A 23,056-nucleotide genomic window follows, 5' to 3' on the forward strand; every position below is an offset into this window, starting at 1 on the left:
AATATCGGTCAATGTCAATCAGTTCTTAAAACTGTGAACCGGTGCCGGTATTCTGCCGCCTCTGTTTACAAAATTGTCACATGAAAACTGGTTTACAGGCATTATAGGTGCATAACCCAAAAGTCCACCAAATTCTACTGTTTCACCAACGCCTTTTCCAATTACCGGAATAAGTCTGACAGCTGTAGTCTTTTGATTGATCATTCCGATCGCCATTTCATCTGCAATGATACCTGCAATTGTTGTATCCTTTGTATCCCCAGGAACTGCGATCATATCAAGTCCTACTGAGCAGACACAGGTCATAGCTTCAAGCTTTTCAAGAGTAAGGGCTCCTGCTTCTACAGCATTTATCATACCCTGATCTTCACTTACAGGGATAAATGCTCCTGAAAGGCCGCCTACGTAGGAAGATGCCATTACTCCGCCTTTTTTGACCTGATCATTTAAAAGAGCAAGAGCTGCTGTTGTTCCAGGTGCGCCTGCATGCTCAACACCTATCTCATGAAGGATATCGGCAACACTATCGCCAATAGCAGGTGTTGGTGCAAGGGAAAGGTCGATGATTCCAAATGGAACTCCAAGTCTCTTAGATGCTTCCTGAGCTACAAGCTGGCCTACTCTTGTAACTTTAAATGCAGTCTTTTTAATAGTTTCGCAAAGAACTTCAAAGTTCTCTCCCCTTACTTTTTCAAGTGCAGTCTTAACAACGCCAGGTCCTGAAACACCCACATTTATTATCTTGTCAGCTTCAGTAACACCGTGGAATGCGCCCGCCATAAAAGGATTGTCATCAGGAGCATTACAGAAAACAACAAGCTTTGCGCATCCAAGTGAATCTTTTTCTTTTGTAGCCTCAGCTGTCTTTTTTACTATTGTACCCATGAGACGAACAGCATCCATATTGATGCCTGTCTTTGTTGATCCAACGTTTACAGATGAGCATACAACATCAGTTGAAGCAAGTGCCTCAGGAATTGACTCAATAAGAAGCCTGTCAGCTTCAGTCATTCCCTTACTTACAAGTGCTGAATAACCGCCTATAAAGTTTACTCCTACGGCCTTTGCAACCCTATCAAGTGTTCTTGCAATCTTAACAAAGTCTCCCGGCTCCTTACAGGCTGCTCCGCCAATAAGTGCTATAGGTGTTATCGATATTCTTTTGTTTACAATAGGGATTCCATATTCACGAGAAATCTGATCGCCGGTTTTGACAAGATCTTTGGCGGTCTCATAGATTTTGTTATAGATATTATCACAAAGCTTGTCCAAATCTGATGTAATACAGTCCAATAGGCTGATACCAAGAGTAATGGTCCTTACATCAAGATTTTCTTTTTCTATCATTTCATTGGTCTCAATGACCTCATTTACATTTATCATTTTGTCACCTTTCATTATAGGGAAGTTATGCATCGAAATAATAAGAATAATCTAAAAAATAGCTTAGATTCTGTGCATTGAATCAAAAATCTCTTCTTTCTGACATTTGATAACTACACCTATTTCTTTTCCAAGGCTCTCAAGGTCATCAGCCACCTGATTAAATTCCTTATCTGTTCCTGACATATCAACTATCATCATCATGTTAAAAAAGCCACTGACGATTGTCTGGGAAATATCCAGAATGTTAATGCCTGACTCTGCAAGGTACGTACACACTTTTGCTATGATACCTACTGTATCCTTGCCAACTACTGTAATGATTGTTTTTTTCATGATCTCCTCCTTATTGTACACGGAGCTGTCTGCGCTTATATCACGTTTTGCAGCACCGGTTAACATTCAAATCATCAAAACTCAAGAACTGTTGAAATAGCACTTCTATCTGCAACCATAATAGGAAAACCGTCATTAAATTTTAAACTGTCATTCATCTGCAGTTCCACACGAACTGCTTCATATGCAAGTTCCGGAAGATTATTCTCTTTTGACAGGTGTCCAAGGAATACTCCCTGCAATTTGTTATTAATAAGCTTACTAAGCAGCTCTCCACTTTTCTCATTGCAAAGATGTCCCTTATCTCCAAGAATTCTTGCTTTCAACTGATAGGGATAAGGCCCTGTCTGAAGCATTCTGATATCGTGATTGGCTTCCAACAAAAGAGCATCGCAGTCAGATAAGCGATTTACTGTATAGTCATCATAGCAGCCAAGGTCTGTGGCCACTCCGATTTTTTTATCTCCAACAAAAACTGTATAACCACAAGGTTCATTGGCATCATGTGAAATAGTCATGGGATTGATCTTCATATCTCCCACCAGGACTTCTTTATCAGCCATTACCTGTACAAATCTTGAATTAACCATTTCAGCTTTTTTATCGCTTGCCTTGATTCCTTGTATTGTACCACCTGTAGCATAGATAGGTATATCAAATTTCTTTAAAATTGTGTGAAGTGCTGCGATGTGATCAGTGTGCTCATGAGTGACAAAAATAGCACTTATATCCGAAAGTGTAAGATCAAGGGACTTAAGTCCCTCTTCAATTCTCTTTTTACTGACTCCTGCATCAATTAATATGTGAGTGTTATCAGAACCAATATATGTACAGTTTCCGCTACTCCCACTGGCAATACTTGTAAATCTCATAAATTCCCCGTTTCACTTCTTAATCTTTCAATATATTAGCTTATTTCTACAAAAATTGCCACAAAAAAACTTCCTTGCTGATTTATTGTAATCAGCAAGAAAGTTTTATTTTTAAAATAATAGAAACTACTTCCAATAAACTTCTATTTTATCCCCTTCCTTTATGCTCTGCAGGTAATCAGGCGTTCCGCCATTCAAGATAGTGACAACAGATCTCCCCTGCGGCTTTGAAAGATCAAAGTCAATAGCGTCAAAAACATCTACAAAAACGTAGTCTGCCTTGCCATGGAGCGTTACAGGATCGTTATTTACCACAACGTGCAAGTCATGAGCAAGGATATTCTTTACAGGCTCTGCCTCCTCTTTTTCATAGACTTCAGTGTCAGGAGCGGCATCAAATGAAAGATGTCCGTTGGCGTCCTCGACAATCTTTGCTGCCTCTTCTTTGTTTTCGATAGCCTCTTCATTTTCCTGCCTGATGGCAACCTCTTCAGCAGTAGGATAGTCCTTGTAATAGTCCATGATCATATCATCCTGGGACTTGAACTCTACCTTGAAATTTTCATAGACAGGAGTGTCTTTGTCACCCCTCTCATTGTTGACCATGATAACTGTATCTTCTGTTAATTCAATATCCAGAAGTTCAGCAATCTGCGCAGCTGTATTGTAATCAAGAACCTTTACTTCATCTCCCGGCTGAATGGAATAAAGCGGAGTCTGAAGCTGGCCGTTTACAGTAGCATACCTTGATGCCTCAACATTCTTACCATCAACATTTACATTGAATTTCGTCTTGAACTCAGGTATTCCTTCAATAACAGCCTTTCCGGGCGCACCGGCAGTTGAAGGAGTGACATCGATGATATCGTTTGCATGAATCTTGGTATGAATATCTGCAGGCTTTCCGTTAAGGGTAATCACTGCAGCTTCTCCCGGTTCTCCGCGGGATGTTCTCTCTTTACCATTCACAGTAAACTTAAGTTCTTCTCCCCTCTTCGGGAAAAGATCTTCATTAGGAAATGCAGCCTGCATGGCAGCATCAACTATCTGAAGCTTACCATTATCATATATCTTGGTCTGTGTTCCGTTAAAGGAAACAAAGATAAAGTTATTGGCTTCTTCATAGTAACTGATACAGATTCCAAGAGGTGTAACCAAAAGAGAATCCTTTTCAATGCCATTATTATTAAGGAATACGATTTCCTTCATGACCTCTTCACCACGAAGAGCAACTCTCTCTTCCGGAATATCCATTTCCTTTGCAATCGCCTTTACATAGCCGGGAACGCAGCCACCACCACCAACTACAAACACAGCGCTGACAGCTCTATCGCCATTGAGCCTTTTTATCTCTTCCACAGCCTTTTTAGCCATTTCATCGACCTTAGGCTTAATGACCTTTGTGATTTCCTTTGTGGTGATTGTCTTTGTAAGCCCCATGATATCGACATATTCAACCTTGTCGGAATGACTTGCAGCAATCTTTATCTCATCAGCCGAGTTGAAATCTACAAGACAGTGCTGAGCAATGATCTCTGTAATGTCATCTCCTGCTAAAGGAAGCATGCCGTAAGCTGTGATAGAACCGTCATCAGTTACACAGATATCACTTGTTCCGGCGCCAACATCAATAAGAGCAAGATTCAGCATTCTGAATCTGTCAGGGATAGCAACCATCATAGCCGCGATAGGCTCAAGTGTAAGATTTGCAACCATGAGACCAGCTCTCTCACAAGCCTTATAAAGTCCATCGACGCAATCATCAGGGAGAAATGTAGCAATAAGTTCAACGCTTACCTTCCCTGCATTATGGCCTTCAAGGTTGGCTATCTGGTAGCCATCGAGGTAATAGTGCATTACTGAATAACCTACAAGGTAAAACTTAATGCCGGAAGTATTTTTGCTAAGAAATTCCGCATATGCCTTTTCAACAGCAGCGGAATCAAGATTATAGATATCCTCATCAGTAATATCATGAGCATCCTGATACTCATAGTCATAGGTAGTTCTTACTGTTTTAAGGACACGACCAGCCGCAGCAATACAGACATCTGTAAGATGAATGTCAGTCTGTTGCTCAAGGGACTCCTTAACCATCTTGATGGTCATTCCAACCTTGCCAATATCGTGGATCTGTCCGTCAAGCATGGCTCTTGTCTGGTGTTTTTCAACCGCTTGGGCAATTACATTGAACTTTCCTTCGTTCATGTAACCCACAGTACCAACAACGCTTCTGGTTCCAATATCAAGTCCAAATACAACTTTCTGATCTTTTTGCTCTAAACTAGCCATTATGCCACCAAGCCCCCTCGCACAATTTTTCGAACAAAAACTAAATCTTCCAAAGTTTTAATCTATTGTCTATCTCAGAAAATGCCTTCCTGTCCTCGCCGCTATTATCAATTGTAAAAGCACAATGCTCTCTGAATGACTCATCACTTAACTGACTATTAAAAATCTCTGTAACCTTCTGGTCAGAGTAGCCTCTTGAAGCCTTTAGCCTTTTGCGGCGCGTATCCTCATCAGCGTAAACATACCACATTTCGTCTACAATTTTGTCGTATCCATTCTCAATAAGAAGGGCCGCTTCTACGAAAACAAAATCATAAACTCCTCTTTTACGCTCATCATCTACTATATTAATAATATATTGATTTACTGCAGGATGCAAAATATTATTTACGGTTTTTAGCTTATTTTTATCATTGAATATAGCTTTTGCCATTAAAGCCTTATCAATTTCGCCATCCTCAGAAAGAATCCCTCTGCCCAAAGCCTCTACCAGCGCATCATAGGCTGGGAATCCTTTTTTCTTTATATCGTTGGCAACATCATCAGACAAAATAACAAGGCAATTGTAATTATCCTTGATATATGAAAGAAGCGTACTCTTTCCGGCACCCACTCCGCCTGTTATTCCTATGATATTTGTTTTTCCCTTTTGAAGCGCCATTTCAATACAAATCCTTTTAATACCTTTTTGTATATCTATAAATTACTTAGCTTCGTACCAGTCACTTCCTGTGTGACAGTCTGCACTAAGCGGAACAAGAAGATCAGCAGATCTTTCCATCTCTTTAGTCAAAAGATCTGTCACAGCCTCCAGCTCATCATTATAAGTCTCTATAACCAGCTCGTCGTGAATCTGCAGTATCAGCCTTGACTTAAGCCCCATCTCTTTTATCTTGAAAAAGACATTTATCATGGCAATTTTCATGATATCAGCCGCGCTTCCCTGAATAGGCGCATTCATGGCCACTCTTTCGCCAAACTGTCTCATGTTAAAGTTACCAGACTTAAGCTCCGGCATAGGACGTCTTCTTCCATACATTGTCTCCGAATACCCCTTTGCCTTGGCACTTGCAATTACCGACTCCTGATACTCTTTTACCCCCGGATAAGTTTCAAAATACTTATCCATATACTCCTTGGCCTCTTTTGCAGAAATTGAAAGATCCTGAGAAAGTCCAAAAGCACTTATTCCATAGACAATACCAAAGTTAACCGCCTTGGCGCTCCTTCTCTGAAGTGGCGTTACTTCATCAAAAGGCACATGAAATACTTTGGATGCTGTTATTGTATGAATATCATCCCCATCACGGAAAGCCTTGATAAGTCCTTCATCACCTGACATGTGAGCAAGTATCCTAAGCTCAACCTGTGAATAATCTGCGTCAGCAAATAAACACCCGTCCTTTGGAACAAAGACCTTTCTGATAAGCCTTCCAAGCTCTGTTCTCATAGGAATATTCTGAAGGTTAGGCTCTGTTGAACTGATCCTTCCTGTGGCAGTGATAGTCTGATTAAAGCTTGTATGTATCCTGTCATCAGCCTCTATAAAGGTAGCAAGACCATCTGCATAGGTTGATTTTAATTTGGCAAGCCCTCTGTACTCAAGGATATCTGCCACTATCTTGTGCTCAGGAGCAAGTTTTTCAAGAACCTCTGCTGCTGTGGAATACCCTGACTTTGTCTTTTTCTCCGCTGGGAGTCCTAGCTTTTCAAAAAGTATCTCACCAAGCTGCTTGGGTGAATTGATATTAAACTCACATCCTGCTGCCTGGTAAATTGCTTTTTCAAGCTCCACGATACGTACCTGAAGCTTATCTCCATAAGACTTAAGCTCATCTCTTTTTGCTATGATACCCTCTTTTTCCATCGAGAAAAGAATATATGAAAGAGGCATTTCAATATTGTAGAAAAGCTTTATCATCTGCAGCTTTTCAAGCTTCTTTCTGATAAGAGGCGTCGCCCTGTATATAACTTCGCAGACCTTTGAGGCATAGTCGCTAAGTGCCTTTTCATCTGCATTTCGCAGGCTGTCTTTTCCAAATATATCTGCTTTTTTAGGAAGTCTGAGATCAAGGTATTCCCCCGCAACATCCTCAATCTGGTAATCGTTTTTAAGTGGATTAACAAGATAAGCACCCAAAAGATCATCAAAGCATCTTTTGTCATTGTCATTTATTTCTTTATCCTCATAACCGCTTGTTCTTCCTGCTATTTCAAAAGGCTCAAAAAAATAGAAACTGCTCTTTATGTCAAAAGTAGCAAGACTGCATGTTTTGCTCAGTTCGCTAAGTTTCTTGCCAAGATAATCAGCAGTTATAAAATTCTCTACCGGAATATAATAGATTTCTTTTCCGTCAAAGCAAATTGATAGGCCAAGAACATCTTTTTTCTTGGTTCCATCAGCAGATATATTGTCATATAAGAAAAAGAATGAGGCGAAATCAGCTTTTGTTCCAAATAAAGCCTCTACCTCATTAAGATCTGAAGTAACTTTTACTGTACCTTCAAATGACGCAGCCTTTACCACTGTTCCTGTAGGTGATAAGCTTAAAAGTTCTGCTTCAAGGCGGCCTAAAAGCTCATCATTTACAGAAATAGTACCCTCGCCATTAGGAGAAATGATGCCTTCAAAACGATCTATCTGACCCTTGAGGGCGGGAATAAGGCTTTCCCCTTCATCCTCATTTTTGACGATCTCAATTTCACTATGATCGCCAGACTTTAATATGCCTGAGAGCTTATATACAGCACCATATACTCCATTTATAAAATCGCCGTCTGCATCTGTAAATGCAGGCATGGCATAAAAAGCATTTTTTACAAGATCTACAATATCTAAAGATAATTTACTCAAAATTCTTCCCCAACCTGTATAAAATAATAGTTATAACGCAAAGGCAAGGACCGATACTGTCACCACAAGAACAACGACCGCCAGCTCCAAAAGTATGCTGAGCAAAAAGAGATTTCTTCTAAATTTCAGTCGTTTTTTGGCGTCTTTAATAAGGATAAGAAGTTCCTGTTTGAGGTTAAAGGTATTGCCGTCCTCAAGCCTCTGCATACCGGTCTTCACAAGAAACTGTATAGTAAGCTCCTCCTTACATTCAGGACAGTTGTCTATGTGCTCGATAAATTCAGCCAGGTCCTTATTATCAAGGTCATCGTCTAAAAATAATGGAATTAATTTTTCAGCCTCTTTGCATGTCATAATAATAAAATACAATAATTTGAAGCTTAATTCCACTTTAAATTTCTGTTGCATCTCCCAGTGCAACCCTATCGTAATCCCAGAACCTGACCTGTAACTCATTTTTGGAAAGTGGTGCAGACAAATATTTGCCGGACATATAATCACCCCCAACCTGCATGATCTTATCAAAATATATCTTATTATCCACGCCTCCTATGAGGATTTTTTTGCCAAGCTGTGTGAGCATATCAGTTCTGGCTTTCATAATGATATCGCCCTGTTTTACCATATCGGGATCCAAAAAACGCCATGCGCTCATTATGACTCCATCAAATTTTTCCATGGCATCCAAAGTTATCCTTGATGAATCTTTTCCATAATTACCAAGAAAGAGCCTTATTCCCGTATCATAAAACTCATTCACAACATATTTCAGATTATCTTCTGACATTTCCGCCATAGTATCACTTATGTCAAAGACAATAAGCTTTGGATCAACATTGTACTTAACAAGAAGTTCCTGGACAGTTGTGACCAGATTTTTATTAAGGACCTTAGCTGCCATGATATGAATAATGACAAAATCAATATTCATGTATCCTCTATTAACATCATTTCCAAGGAATTTTATTACAGATTCGATCATCCTTATCTCAAGTTCTTCCGCAAAACCAGTTCTTTCTGCAATTGGCATAAACTCTCTGAAATTCACTTCTCCAAGCTCATCATCCTCTAGCTTTAATAGTGCCTGCGCCGCCTTTATGCATCCGCATTTTTTACCATAGATCGGCTGATAATATACATGAAACTTGTTCTCTGATATTCCCTGTGAAATGGCCTTCTCAACTTCTATTGTTCTTAAAAGAAATTCAAGGTCCCTGCCTTTGATAATTCTCCCATACTCAGTAGCATCAAGTGGCGCCTCTGACAAAAGAACTATGTCATCGGCAAATTTGAACTCCTCAGGATAACCGGCAAGGAGAATTGTCGCATTTACCTTTGTTTCACCTTTTTCTGTAAAAAAGCCTTCTTCAAATCTTTTGCTGAGAAGCTCTGCCAAATCATTTACTCTTTTATCGTCTGCATCAGGAACTATAATAAAAAAGTTAGCATCCCCATTCCTATATACGTTCAGATAATTATTGATACCATGTATTGTTGCAACTATTTCCGGCAGTATCTTGTCAAAACTGTCTACACCCATAATCCTTCTATAGTTTTCCGCATTATCTATCCTTATGCAGATTATCTTAAAGCTTCGTTTCATGCCTATGATATTTCCAAGATCCTGCAAAAGAGCTATTCTATTGTAAGCTTTTGTTGTCGAGTCCAGTCTTTCATCTTCTTTCTCGATCATTACCATAAGGCCCATCAGACCGATAGCTTCGCATAAAATTTCACACATAACCCATGGAAATGCCAGCTGGATCATAATTCCTACAAATGTGAGTACCAAAAAATATGCCATAGCCGCTATTTTGGTATAGTTCACAGTTTTCCAGTATTTAAGCAACATGATCACGCAGTTTATGAAATATAAAAGAGTTATGAAATATGCGATATAGATACCAATTTCTTTTTTGACAACGTTATTTCCATCAATGGAAAACATAAAACTAGTCAGTGGATTAGTCAGCAGTGTCAGTTCTACAAATAATAAAGGCAAAAGAATAACTCTTTTCCTGAGTTTTCCATACCTGAATAAGACATCGCAAACGAATGACATGTAATACAAAAAAATAACTACTGTGCTAAAGTGGGTGAAATAGTAAAAAAGATTAAGAAAATAACAGATAACATATTTAATATTATTGGGGATAAAGACAGCCTCAAAAACATATGAAGACAAAAGTCCCGAAACAGAATCAGCAAACACAATATATAAAAGTATCAAAAAAAGTCTTCTTCTGATACTTTTTTTAGTTTTAAGAACAGTCGTATAAAATATGCATGTAATACTGATAATAGCCGCAGCAATCCTAAAGCTTGCAGCTTCAAGCAGATTCATTTCCATCATTTTTTCTTCCCGGAATCAAAGAAATCTTCAAGGGTCTTTAAAAGTTTCTCTTTGGTTATGGACTTTAAAAGGTAATCGACCGGTTTTAATGAGATAACACTGGTAACAGATTCCCTGTCATTTTTACCTGTAAGGAACATAACCGGGGTGGAGCTGGAAAAACTCTCACTTTTTAGCATTTCCATTACCTTAGGTCCGTCCAGTATTGGCATATCATAGTCAAGCAAAATAAGATCTGCATGGTTATTGGCCAGCCATGCAACCGCCTGAGTTCCGGAATTAGCCATTCCAACCCTGTATGTATCCTTTAACACTTCCCTTGTCATCTGAAGGAATGTAAGATCATCATCTATGATAAGGATGCACTTTCTTCTCTGCTGTTCAAACTCATCATCCGTAGCGGTCATCACCTTGGACATGAGATCTGCCATATCAAGCGGTCTGTACACTTCGAAAGCTATGTCCTCTTTAGGAATAAATCTGTGCGCAAACTTAAATGCCTCATCTTCGCCAATAATAAGGACTACCTTATTCTCTTCCACACATAAGTCTTTCAGATAAATAAAAGCATCACGATGATCCTCCACATCTGAGTCTGTATAGAGGATGATCAGATTTACATCGCGTGCATTCTCACTTAGCTGTTTGATTGAATAATCTGAGTCTTTTACCTGAAAATGCGCCTGTAAAAGGTTATTTTTGATTGCATTGACCATAAAGGTCTCACTTTTTCTTACCAGCAGGATCTTTTTATTGAACATTACTTGTTCTCCCTGTTATCTAGCCTGTCTGTTACGATTTGTTTTATGCCATCCCAATCAAGCTTATAAGCCAGTTCACCTATTTTCTTAATTATATCATTATCAGTGCCGCTTATACTATATTTATTAACCGTATCAAGTACATATGTTAACGTATCGTAGTCTAGGACAGTACAAACTTCCAGTATGGTACTGTATGCATCCATAAGCTGATTTTCAGAAATAGGCGGCTTATCGACATCATCTCCTTCAGAACCGGCTATTTCCTGTACTCCCATAAGCTCATGCTCAACGATATGATACATATTTAAAAGCTGCGGTGTATACTCATCTACTGTCTTTACATCTTCGCTGTTACCGGCATCTTCCAGCATTTTAGCCATATTTGACAGATTTTTTGCTCCTATAGTCCTGCTTGTACTCTTAAGTGAATGAACGTAACTTGTATAATCCTTTATATTTCCTGATTCATAGGCCTCATAAATGTTTTCTCTGGTAAATCCAATTGAATCGTAATAGACCTTTAGGATATTGAGATAGCTCTCAAGGCTGCCGCAATTTTTAAGTCCTTCTTTATAATCAATTTCCTTAAACACTCCGTCGAAAGGATTATCACTTCCAATTATATCTTCATTATCATCGCCTTCATCTTCGTTTTCACCGGCTGTGACCTTATCCTTAGGCAGAAACTTCATGATTAGTTCCTCAAGTTTTTCACTTTCAATTGGCTTTGACAGATAGTCTTCAAATCCCGCTTTAAGGAAATTCTCCCTTGCACCGGATATTGCGTTTGCTGTAAGAATGATGACCGGGGTATCTTTATTTTTGCTGTCATCATCCTCCTTCATAGCTTCTAATGTCTCAATACCATCCATCTGTGGCATTCTATAATCCATAAATATAATGTCATACTTTTCAAGGCGCTGCTTTTCAAGGCATTCTGCGCCGCTCCTTGCGGATTCAATCTTTATCTTAGTGTTTTTAAGAAGCTCTCTTATAACTACATGGTTCATAGGAGTGTCATCTACCACAAGTATCTTTGCATCAGGAGCCACGAATTTTTCATGATATTCTTTATTCTTCACGGCTTTGGCTATTCGTGCCTTAAAGTCTCCTATCTGAGAATTGCTTCTTATTCCCTGTGGAATCGTGATTATAAAGGTAGTTCCTACTCCATATTCACTCTCAACATCAATAGTTCCATCCATGAGTTCAATAAGGGAACGGGTAATAGCAAGCCCCAGACCACTTCCTTCAACTGTCCTGTTTTTATCAACATCCAGCCTTTTGAACTTATCAAATAAAGAATCTATCTCATCTTGTTTTATACCTATACCGGTGTCCTTTACCTTAAGAACAAGAAGAATCCCCTTATCCTGTTCTATTCCATTAAGCGAAAGCGTAATTTTTCCCTCTTGCGTATATTTCACTGCATTATTCAGGATATTCACCATCACCTGACGGATTCTCATTTCATCACCAAAGAGCTTGTCAGGGATTGTTTCATCAATATCAAACTGCAGATTTAGCGCCTTTTGCTGTGCCTTTAAATTCACCATATTAAAGACATCATTAAGTACTGAAGACAGATCATACTCTGCTTCATGTATTTCCATACTTCCTGATTCAATCTTAGAAAAATCAAGAATATCATTTATCAGGGAAAGAAGCGTCCTTCCAGCGCTTTCTATGTTCTGAGCATATTCAATTATCTTTTCATCTTTGCACTCACGAAGAATGACCTCATTCATGCCAAGCACGGCATTAATGGGTGTTCTGATCTCATGTGACATATTGGCAAGGAAATTACTTTTGGCTTCACTTGCCGCTTTTGCTCTTCTTTCCTCCATCTTCGCAAGCTCTGTTGCACGCAGAATAGCAATAAATTCATTTCTTGAAGAGCCTTGAGAAAAATACATGCCCTGGAAGTAATCTACATTCATTTTGCTTGCAAATTCCATAAGATTTGAATCATCAACATGGCTTATAAGTATGTCTTTTCCCATATCCTTAACCATTTTGATTCGGTTCTCCAAAATGATCCTGGTCTGCTCATTCATAAATGCCGTATACATACGTGCGGCATCCATAACAACCCCTTCAAAAAGAGGTGACGCTGAACTTTGATTGGTAAAAAAGCCGCTGCCATAGTTCTCAATACCAAATCTTATGCCCATATCCACAAGCTCTTTTATTACATTGCCCATTATATTTTCATCAGAAGTCACTGCGGATTCAGTAAGGTTAAAAATAACCCTCCTTGGATTTACTCCATATTTTTCTATCAGCGTTTTTACATTATCTACAAAATCAGTCCTGATGATCTGCACGGCAGAGAGGTTTATTATGATAAATTCAAGTCCCATTTCCTCTGTGATACCGCCTCCAAGGAAATAAAAAACCTCCTCAATATTGAGCCAGCCAAGCCTTTCGATAAGACCTGTTTCCTCAGCTATTGGCATAAATTCCAACTTATCAATATATCCAAGCTCATCATCAGTAAACTCAAGTTCAGCTCTCGCGCCGTAGATAATAAGGCCATCCTTAGAGTATATAGGCATATAGCAGACTTTAAACTTGCCTTCCTCAATTCCTCTTTTTACTGCAATCTCGACCTTAGCCCTGCGCAGGATAAAATCAAGGTCATTTTGGGAATATATCCTATCAGGCTCTTTTTCAAATACAGAGTCAGACAAAAGAAGCAGATATCCGATATTTCCAAACTGGTCAGGCGAATATGCGCGGATAATACACGCCTTTAACAGGAAACTGCTGCTTTGCCTTAGCCACTCTCTCTGAAACCTGTCAAATACCTGCTTTGAAACTCTCCCCGCCTCTGTTTCATCAATATCAGGGCAGATCAAAAAGAAACAGTCATTGCTCACCCTGTAAACTTCATATCTGGGGCTGATACTGCTTAAGAATTTCACGACCATGAAAAGAACCTTTTCGTATTCTTCATAGCCTGCTATTTTCCTGTAAACATCGCCATTTTGAATGCGGATACAGATAGTATAAAAGCGCCTGTTATATTTAAAATATATGCCAGCATCATGCAAGAATGCATTTCGGTTATATCCCCAGGTGGAAATATCGATCCTGTCCTCATCATTTTCAAACATGATCATAAGGCCCAGAAGCCCTATCGCCTCGCACATAAGCTCACATCTTACACTAAAAACGATCATCTGAATAAGTGTTCCTGCTATAACAAGAATAAAGAAGTATGCAATGGCAAATCTTTTCATCCTGTTAAAGACATTCCAGTACAAAACCATGGCAACTATAGAAAACATGACATAGAACGCACTGACAAAATAGGCAATATATACTCCAACACCTCTGTGAAAAACTATGTTTTCATCTACACTATAAACAAGGTTTGTGAATGGATTTACTGCCACCATAAGTTCCATGAGAATAAAAGGAAATGCAAGTAAAAAACGCGCTCTTTTGGAAAATCTAAAAGAAACTCCACATGAAATAATGATATATAAAGCAAGGATTGGGGCAATGGCAAAATGCGTAAAGAAATACAGATATTGAAAGGCATAAAAACAAAAGAGCTTTGCTCCATAAGAAAGCCCTGAATAAACAATAACTTCGCAAAGTATGCCTGTAAGAGAATCTATAATAACGATCAATATGAGAGACATGAAAAGCCTGTTACTGAACTTTATCCTTGTCCTCATCATCAATGTATATAGAACACAGGTCATACTTATGACTAGCGCAGCAAGATTAAAGGTTATGCTGCCAATGTTCTGGGCACTGATCATAGGATCTCCTGGTGTGTTTTTTCATACACTTTTTATCATTGTAGCACACACAAGGAAATAGCTATAATAAAAAAACAATAAAAAAGAGACTGTGAACAGAATTTTCCGTCCACAGTCTCAAAATGAATATTTATGTCATTAGTTTAATTTTTCAGTTTCCCTTTTTACAAGTTCAACAGAAATTTCCTGAAGTTTTTCGTCTGTCAAAATGTATTTTTTCTTAAACCAGAAGATTGCAAAGATAAGACCCGCGATAGGAATAAGAGTCATTGTCATTCTAAGTCCCATCTTCTGAGCAGCTTCTACTCCAAGTGAGTAATCAATTTTTTCAGCAGTTTCCTCAACATCCTGTGAAAGTGCAAGGATCTGAAGTGCTAAAGATGCAATAAGAGCTGAGATTCCGGAAGCAAGCTTAACTACAAAAGTCTGCATTGAAAAAATAACAGATTCATCGCGACGCTTGTTCTTAAGATCACCGTAGTCAACAGTATTTGCAAGAAATACAGTTGTTATAACAGCAAGCATACCATTTGCAGCAAAGATAAAGAATCCAGGTACAAATAACAGGAACACATTGCTCATAGATGTTGATGCCAAAACAAGAAGTGAAATGTATCCTGCAATAGCCATTCCAAGGCTGACATAATAAATCTGAATTGATGAAAAGAACTTTCTAAGGAATGGATATAAAAGCATCATTGCAAGGATCTGTATTCCACCGCCAAAAGTAGAAAACAGAGTATAGTCACCTCTCCAGCCTGTTCCGCCAAAATCATATTTAAAGAAATAGATAACGAGGTTTGATGTAATATAAATTGAGCAGTTTACAATTACGATTGCTACAGTTACTGCCATAGCCTGGTCATTCTGGATAAGAGCCTTGAACATCTCTCCTATTGAAGCTGACTTCATATCGGTTGTAGCCTTTTCTTTTACATTGATGCAGCAGATAACTGTAAATAATACAAAGAGAACGGCTACAGCAATTGAAAAGTAAGAAAAGCCGATTCTTTCAACTTCTCTGTCTGAGATTCCAGCTGGTCCAAATGTTCTTCCAAGCGCAGATACTGACATTACTGTGATGATAGTGATAACAGCAGAACCAACTCCTGCACATGAACGAGCAAGTGTTGTGAGGCCCTCTCTCTCTTTTCCGCCCTCAGTAAAGGCAGGGATCATTGACCAATATGGGATATCCATCATTGTATAGGTAACACCCCAAACTATGTAAGTTACAGCAGCATAAGCCACAAGCCCGCTTCCTGAAAGAGTTGGCGGAGCTGAGAACATCAGATAAAGAACGATTGCATTTGTGATTGTTCCAATAAGAAGCCAGGGTCTGAATTTACCCCAACGGGTCTTGGTCTTGGCCACAATTGCTCCCATGATAGGATCGTTAAATGCATCAAATACCCTTGCTACCATGAGAATAACGCCCATTGCGGCAGCGCTTACCCCTAAAATATCCTGAAAATAATAAAGTACATAAGATGCTGAGAGCATGTATACCATGTCTTTTCCCACAGCACCCAGTCCATAGGACGCCTTCGCAGCCCCTGACAGTTTTGCTTTTTCCATTAGTTTTTACCCTCCTTAAGCTTTACAGCAAGCTCAACAACTTTTTTTGCTCCGTCATAGATACCCATTTTTTTGTTAAGAACTATGCTCTCACACATCTCGTTCAGAAGATCAGTTTCAAGGAACTGGTCAACCATCTGAAGGATATGTGGTATATCTCTGCACTCAAGGGTACCATCCCCTATCTCTGCTGAATGGATTGCTCCCCACATCTCGTGTTTACCGACTCTTTTGATAAAGAGCTTTGGTACCGGATAAAATGCAAGTTCACTAGGTTTTGTCACAAGTACATCGCAGCTTCTCATAAGAAGATTTGTTGCGTATACTGCCTCAAAAATGTTCTTGTGATAAAAGCCGTGTATTCCTGTAATAAAATTTGAAGGATCAAGGGCTTTCTCAGCAAACTCAAGTGTATCCTTCCAATCATTCATATGCTCTGTTGCAAGAGACTTCATTCCATCTATCTCGGACACAAGCTCATCCCAAACGTTTCTGTAATCGCCGACGTTAACGTAAAGAACAGCCTTTCCATCTTTTATACTTGGAATCAGGTGCTTTATGATCTCTGCAAATATCTCTTTCTGTGCTCCTGCGCCGCCTATAGTCAAAAGAAATCTCATAGGATCGCCATTTTTCTTTCTGGCAATTCTCATATCACAGTCTTTTTCAATATTTGATACAAGCTCATAGTCAATGTAATGCCCTGTATAAACAAGTGCGTCCTTTGGCATAGGCTTTGAAACACTCTTTTTGTTCATTCCATTGAGGACTCTGTAACCCATATATGCATTCTTACACTGTATCGTATGAACTGAACCTTCAGATAAGTGAAGAGCCATTGGCCAGTTATCCGGAATGGCATTAACTACATATTTCATTCCTGCGTGAACTGCTGCCTGAGCAGGCCATGCATGAGTTGCGATCACAGGTATGTCCTTAGGAACATTTTTATAAACAGGTGCCATGAGTTCGGCATTTTTCTGATCCTTTGCATTATATGAAAGAGCTCTGAATCCCTCATAGTTCATAGGCTCCCATACAAGCTTATTGAAGATAGGGTTCTTACTGAGTCTTGATCCAAGAGAATACAAGTCGTTCTGAGCACCTATAACCTTGGTACAGGTTGTCTCTTTATATGAGTTAAGGTCCATCCAATATGGTGTATATCCAAGGTGATGGGCATATGATGCCATTGCCATAGAGATTCTGTAATGACCAAATCCCATTCTTATATTTCCAACAATAATCCCATTCTCCCTGTCCATGTCTGAAACAGGAGCCTTAGATGAGACTTCAACATTTTTCACCCCAAGAAGTGGTCCAATAACTTCATTATCTACAACATCAAAGCCGTAGTTGACATTTGAATCATCACCATATTTCTTTATATAGCTTTTCTTGGACTTAACCGATGATCTGTAATCTTTATCACTAATTACATTACCAAAAATAACTTTAGATTTCTCAGTCATAATCTTCCCTTTTCTGCCACTAAAAAAAGAGGCTTCTTATATACTAATAAATATTATCAACCAACACGGAAACCATTAATGCATATTACAGTTTCCATATCTTAATAGTATACAAAAAAGCCTTTTTCTTCAAGAAACGCTTTTTACAATTTTAGTATTCTCTATTTGTGCAAATTTACCCCAGCCCAAGGAAAAATCTAGATTACAGCGACTATAGACAGCTGTCTGTTCGTGGCAAGATCAACATAAGTATCACCGCACTTCACGACAGGTCTTGCCAAATGATTGGGATTTACAAAGATAATATCTCCCGTCTTTCCATTATTTAACATTACTCTGTTGGCAATAAAAGTGTTAACTATATTACTAAGAAAGGTCATGATAGTGTTGGGATCATACTTATCAATTCCCTCTTCTTCAAATTGTTCAATCACTTCGAATGGACATATCTGAGATCTGTACAGTTTTTGAGAAGTCATTTCATCATAGACGTTAGCAACAGTTACGATTGATGCTATCTCATCTATCTGTTCATTTTTCAGATGGAAAGGGAAACCAGAACCATCCCTGAGTTCATGATGCATCAGAACACAGTTTTTGATGTGCACATCTATGTCCTTATCTTTAACAAGCTCATATCCCTTTACCACATGCTCATTCATAGTTTTCTGCTCAAAGGGTGTAAGAGGAGTAGTTTTAGTAAGAAGTTCCGGTGGGAGAAGCACTTTTCCAATATCATGCAAAAGACCTCCTGCTGTTGCAAGGTGAATCTTTTCCTTGGGAAGTCTCATCCAGCTGGCAAGGGTATTGCATATCAAAGATACATTCAGGCTGTGCATATATACCGCATCGGAATTATCTCTAAGATTATGGAGCATATCAAAAACGCCTGCTGTTCCACCAGCTTCAACAAAGAGGTGATAAACAGGTTCTGTAAGCTTATCTACATCAAGAGGCATGGTATCATTAGCGATCATACGAAAAGACTCTTCAAGCTTTTCAGCATTCTCTTCAAGATGCTGTTTGAATCTGATGAACCCTTCAGAATTTTTGAGTTTTTCTGAATAGGAAAGCTCTGCCCTGGGCTTAATTGGAACAGATTTAGGAACAGGCTTTACCTCATCCTCTATAAAAATATTATAAAGAGAATGTGACTTTATCCTCTCGATGCCCTTGCTATCAAGCACTGTTCCCTTGGGAAGAACAAGCCTGTCATCTATGGTATAGATATTTTCCGAAACCACCATTCCGGGTTCAAGTTTGTTAACAGATATCAGTTTCATAAGCGCCCCTTTGAAACGTTTATAATAATACTATATATAGTGTATCACATTTTCACGAAAGCCGCTTTATTTCTGATGCCGGGCAAGCTTTAATGATCACGTTTTCATATTCTTCAATCTTTGATTCATCTTTATCAAAAAATGCGAGTATGTACTGACCTTCTGTATACTGTATATTGACGTCATGCGCATCAGTTATTTCTTTTATAACCTGTCTATACTGATCTTCATATCCCAAAGGTTTTACAAAAAGTAACTGATACTGTTTTCCCTTCTTTTCCATAAGTTTCATAACATAACATAGCATTCTGACATGAGAAGGGTTGAGTATATTTTCTTTTCCAAGTAAAAGATCCCTTTGCAGTTTTGTCTCAAGAAGCGCTGAATTCTTTTTACCTGATTCCCCATTATCCTTGACATCACTAAGAGCAACAGGACTTATCTCTTTATCATCTAAAAGACCTACAAATATATCTACCAGCAACGGATCAAACTGCGTACCGGCACCATTAACAAACTGCTCTCTTACCTCTTCATCTGTCAGCCTGTTTCTGTACACACGATCAGAAGTCATTGCGTCGTAGCTGTCTGCTATAGCAAGTATTCGTGCAACCAGTGGGATATCAGTATCTGAAAGGCCATCCGGATAACCTTTTCCATCAAATCTCTCATGATGATATCTTATTCCATCCAAAAGATCCTTCACGTCCTCTCCCAAAGCATTCATGATCTCATATCCAATTTCCGTGTGCTTTTTCATCAGGCTATATTCTTCATCATTCAGTTTACCGGGTTTATTGAGGACATTGTCTGCAACCCCTATTTTTCCAATGTCGTGAACAAGTCCCACATAATGAATTGTTAATATATCTTCCTCACTAAAGTCATAGTCCGCTGCCATTTCTCTTGCAAGTCTCTCGGCATATAATCCCACGCGTTCTGAATGTCCACCTGTGTATTCGTCTCTTGCATCGATAGCACTTGCGATAGTCTGTATGGTATTTATAGTCATGGAAATACGGTTCTTTTCAGTATTTCTGTAAAGCTTTATCTCATCATAAAGTGTTTGAATGACAGTTGCTGCCATCAAAAGCAAAAGCCCCGTACATATGCGAACACCAAATGAACTGAACATTCCAAAATGATAGCCTGCAAATTCAATAATTGCCGAGAATATGAAAAATATCATACCTACAGTCGTTATATGATATTCTCTGACTCTTTTTGTTTTGATATCAGTAAAGATGTTGATGATAGAGACAATTGCGCAGACCGCGTTTAATAACTGAGAAACGGCCATTGTCTGATACAGGTCAAATAGTCCTCCCATGGTCAAAAGAATATTTATAATGATCTGACCAAGGACAAGGCCTTCTAATACAAGATATCTCTTATGATATACCCTGTGCTGAACCTCATCAAAATACATACATGACAGAGCTCCTATGAGCTCAACCAGGAAATAGGAAAAATATCTTGATAATGACGGTCTTTGGAAAATGAACTGCCTTAAGGTCGACTCACTAAGAACCCACAGCGTGATGTTCATCATAAGAAGTCCCAGATTTTTTGTTGCTCCAACTCTGAATGAGTTTCCAAAAAACAGTGACGTCACAAATAAAACTGCTCCAAGAGCACAAACTATTATGGCACTGATGTTAACCCAAAGCCCATTTTTTATGACTTTGAACCAAACGTTATTACCATAGCTTATGCTCATCTCATTTACTATTCTGTTTGTTTTAAACTTAACTACTACCCTTATCTCTTTTCCTGAATCAGAAGAATACAAAGTAGTTACAAGATACGCACTGGGGATATAGTAAGACATGTATTCAATGGAATCGGTAGAATACTCACTTCTAAGTTTACCATCCACATACACATAAACATCTTCCATATTGGATCTGACCATAAGGCTCATTCCATTATTAAGGAGCCTTGGCAGTGTATTGATGATCGTTATCTTATCACCATATTCAGAAGGCACGACCCAGGGCAGTTCAATCTTTTCACCTGAATCATCACCGGAGATTGTCCATCCCTGATTAAAGCTATCCGTGTCAAAGGATCCCATATAGGCTTCATCAGCATCTCTTCGGTCAAAAAAAGCAATACCCATGGTAACTATTGTCAGTGCAAGCACAAACAATAGCCCTATGCTGATCAGGTTTTCCAATATTTCACTGGACTTATATCTGAGATTTCTCTTCATCAGTCTGCTCCGATGGTACTTTTGCGTTTTCCCTGATGACCTCGGTCACATTGCGCACCTTGATAAGATACCCTATTGACCATTTCTTGCTGCTCATAAGCTTTGCTATTTCATATCTGTATATCTGACCCTTATATCCATAGGTCTTTACCGGGGTCTTCAAAGTAGTGTTTTCTTTCACATAATCCATAAGCGGTTTTCGAAGAAAGGTATTAAAACGCCCTCCATTACCCGGAATCTTTTTCTCAAGCTCCCATTTATCAAGTTCAGGGAAAAGGACTTTCGCATACTCATTACATCCCATATACTTTAGCTTCCTGCTAAAGATTATGTACCCTGTATTATTTATCTCGTCCTCAAAAATATCCTTGTTATTGTAAACAGAATACACTGATATTCTGATAAGCGGCACCATGATAACAGTTATGGAAAAAGTCAGGAAAATAGGGATAAGTTCAAACTCAAGATGTATAAATTTCTCAACAAGATATACTCCGACAACAAGCATATCCATGAAAAGAATGATATTGACGTTAGTTCTGCTGACTACAGTCTTTCTGCTAAGGGAATACATACAGACAACAATCCCTGCCGTAGTATAAAGTAGTAAAAAAACTAAAAATACTGAGTGCATCGGACCATAAGACTTAATAAGGTAGGCTCCGCCGCCATCTGCATGATATTCTACATTTTTATAGAATATATCAGATTTTCCCACTGTACTTACAGTAAGAAAGATGACAATTTGAACTGCATATAAGATTGAACTTATGAATTTGGGAACAAATATGTGACAGATATTACAAATAATAAGAAAAAGAACTGTTGGAGCAAAAATGCCAATAACATAAGACATAGTATTAGCAAGGATTGCTTCCTCTAGATTCTGCGCAGAATAAAGCGCATAATAACCACCATTACCTACAGCTACTACAGCAATAAGTAATATAAGATTGACATCTATCGCTTTCTCATACGCTACTATGAACAGCAGCATCACAATTGCTATACAGAAACAAACCAGATATATCATGCATACCTCATTTCAATCATGAGTTGACGCGGTTGTATTATCATTTTAGCGATAGTACTTTAATATTATAACATACATCTCTTTAAATGTATGCATAAAGAGTGCATTCGTACTCAAAAAATCACTTGAATATCCATGATACCTATGCTAAACTAATAAAGCTGTGTCAGTTAATTGATTCAGCTCTAAATAAGCCGGCATGTCGGAATGGCAGACGATGCAGACTCAAAATCTGTTGTGGGTAACCACGTGTGGGTTCAAGTCCCACTGCCGGCACTAAAAAAAGACAAAACACTTTACTTATGAGTGTTTTGTCTTCTTTTTTTATCACTATCTTTTTGTATATGCGTAAGTAAGTTGGGATACATAGGGACGGTTCAAATAAATTGATCTATGTTATGAATGCTTTCTCCGATGGAGCAAGCATTCTTTAGTTATCAGATTATCCTTTATAGACCAAATCACATGATGATAAATATACGTATTGGAAGCAATACTTTCATCATAATAAAAGTTTAGATTGCGGCTGAGTACGCCACCATTGACTGAACCTGAGGAAAACGCTTTGGTCTGCGAGCCGACGGTGAGGATGATGGGAACAGTAGATCTTATCTCACCGTCGGATTCAGCATTGTAGCGTTTTCCTCAGAACCCGTCAATGGCAAGCACCTTCGGTGTGGCTGGGGATTATTGCCTCAGGCTCTGACTCCGAGAACAGTAGGGATGGCTGAAATTGAATCAGCTGGAAACTTGGGATATTGAAAACATAAAGATTTACCTGGCTATAGCATGCTGCGAGAGATTTTTCTCGATTTTCATGCCTTGTGCATAGGCTTCTGACATGA

15 protein-coding genes and 1 tRNA gene are annotated in these 23,056 nt (G+C 38.7%); 1 reads left to right on the forward strand and 15 read right to left on the reverse strand.

Going from position 1 to position 23,056, the window contains the following annotated elements:
- Positions 1-18: 18 nt before the first annotated feature.
- From G585_RS0112805 to G585_RS0112875, 15 genes are all read right to left on the reverse strand, one after another.
- Positions 19-1,383: a PFL family protein gene (locus G585_RS0112805; protein ID WP_022775504.1), complete on the reverse strand. Its 1,365-nt coding sequence runs from the start codon at positions 1,381-1,383 to the stop codon at positions 19-21.
- A 63-nt stretch (positions 1,384-1,446) separates the two neighbouring features.
- Positions 1,447-1,719, reverse strand: a complete 273-nt coding sequence (locus G585_RS0112810) for an ACT domain-containing protein (RefSeq protein ID WP_022775506.1) — start codon at positions 1,717-1,719, stop codon at positions 1,447-1,449.
- Between the two features lie 74 nt (positions 1,720-1,793).
- Positions 1,794-2,591, reverse strand: a complete 798-nt coding sequence (locus G585_RS0112815) for an MBL fold metallo-hydrolase (RefSeq protein WP_022775507.1) — start codon at positions 2,589-2,591, stop codon at positions 1,794-1,796.
- Positions 2,592-2,717: 126 nt separating this feature from the next.
- The gene (locus G585_RS0112820) at positions 2,718-4,883 is read right to left on the reverse strand and encodes a cell division protein FtsA (protein ID WP_022775508.1); all 2,166 of its coding nucleotides are present in this window, start codon (positions 4,881-4,883) and stop codon (positions 2,718-2,720) included.
- 40 nt (positions 4,884-4,923) lie between these two features.
- Positions 4,924-5,544 carry a dephospho-CoA kinase gene (coaE, locus tag G585_RS0112825; protein ID WP_022775509.1) on the reverse strand — a complete coding sequence of 207 codons (621 nt, stop codon included), beginning with the start codon at positions 5,542-5,544 and terminating at the stop codon, positions 4,924-4,926.
- A gap of 42 nt (positions 5,545-5,586) precedes the next feature.
- The gene (polA, locus tag G585_RS18105) at positions 5,587-7,737 is read right to left on the reverse strand and encodes a DNA polymerase I (RefSeq protein ID WP_022775511.1); all 2,151 of its coding nucleotides are present in this window, start codon (positions 7,735-7,737) and stop codon (positions 5,587-5,589) included.
- 30 nt (positions 7,738-7,767) lie between these two features.
- Positions 7,768-8,145, reverse strand: a complete 378-nt coding sequence (locus G585_RS19075) for a zf-HC2 domain-containing protein (RefSeq protein WP_022775512.1) — start codon at positions 8,143-8,145, stop codon at positions 7,768-7,770.
- The gene (locus G585_RS0112840; RefSeq protein WP_022775513.1) at positions 8,129-10,090 is read right to left on the reverse strand and encodes a bifunctional diguanylate cyclase/phosphodiesterase; all 1,962 of its coding nucleotides are present in this window, start codon (positions 10,088-10,090) and stop codon (positions 8,129-8,131) included. The genes G585_RS19075 and G585_RS0112840 overlap by 17 nt, the downstream gene beginning before the upstream one ends.
- On the reverse strand, positions 10,087-10,851 hold the full coding sequence (locus G585_RS19080) for a response regulator (RefSeq protein ID WP_022775514.1): 765 nt from the start codon (positions 10,849-10,851) through the stop codon (positions 10,087-10,089). The genes G585_RS0112840 and G585_RS19080 overlap by 4 nt, the downstream gene beginning before the upstream one ends.
- Positions 10,851-14,630, reverse strand: a complete 3,780-nt coding sequence (locus G585_RS19085) for an EAL domain-containing protein (protein ID WP_022775516.1) — start codon at positions 14,628-14,630, stop codon at positions 10,851-10,853. Before G585_RS19085 ends, G585_RS19080 begins: the two co-directional genes overlap by 1 nt.
- Positions 14,631-14,768: 138 nt before the next feature.
- Complete coding sequence (locus G585_RS0112855; protein WP_022775517.1) at positions 14,769-16,208, reverse strand: glycoside-pentoside-hexuronide (GPH):cation symporter; 1,440 nt, start codon at positions 16,206-16,208, stop codon at positions 14,769-14,771.
- The gene (locus tag G585_RS0112860; protein ID WP_022775518.1) at positions 16,208-17,680 is read right to left on the reverse strand and encodes a DUF6937 domain-containing protein; all 1,473 of its coding nucleotides are present in this window, start codon (positions 17,678-17,680) and stop codon (positions 16,208-16,210) included. Before G585_RS0112860 ends, G585_RS0112855 begins: the two co-directional genes overlap by 1 nt.
- Before the next feature lie 197 nt (positions 17,681-17,877).
- Positions 17,878-18,963, reverse strand: coding sequence for an HD-GYP domain-containing protein (locus G585_RS19090; protein ID WP_022775520.1), 1,086 nt, complete (start codon positions 18,961-18,963; stop codon positions 17,878-17,880).
- A gap of 52 nt (positions 18,964-19,015) precedes the next feature.
- Entirely contained in the window at positions 19,016-21,178 is a 2,163-nt protein-coding gene (locus G585_RS19095; protein ID WP_022775521.1) for an HD-GYP domain-containing protein, read from the reverse strand.
- Positions 21,156-22,211, reverse strand: coding sequence for a histidine kinase N-terminal 7TM domain-containing protein (locus G585_RS0112875; protein ID WP_022775522.1), 1,056 nt, complete (start codon positions 22,209-22,211; stop codon positions 21,156-21,158). Before G585_RS0112875 ends, G585_RS19095 begins: the two co-directional genes overlap by 23 nt.
- Before the next feature lie 193 nt (positions 22,212-22,404).
- Here G585_RS0112875 and G585_RS0112880 point away from each other — a divergent pair.
- A tRNA-Leu gene (locus tag G585_RS0112880) sits at positions 22,405-22,487 on the forward strand.
- The last annotated feature ends 569 nt before the right edge of the window (positions 22,488-23,056 follow it).

The organism is Butyrivibrio sp. AE2015 (assembly GCF_000420825.1).
In the GTDB taxonomy this organism is placed as follows: Bacteria; Bacillota; Clostridia; order Lachnospirales; family Lachnospiraceae; genus Butyrivibrio.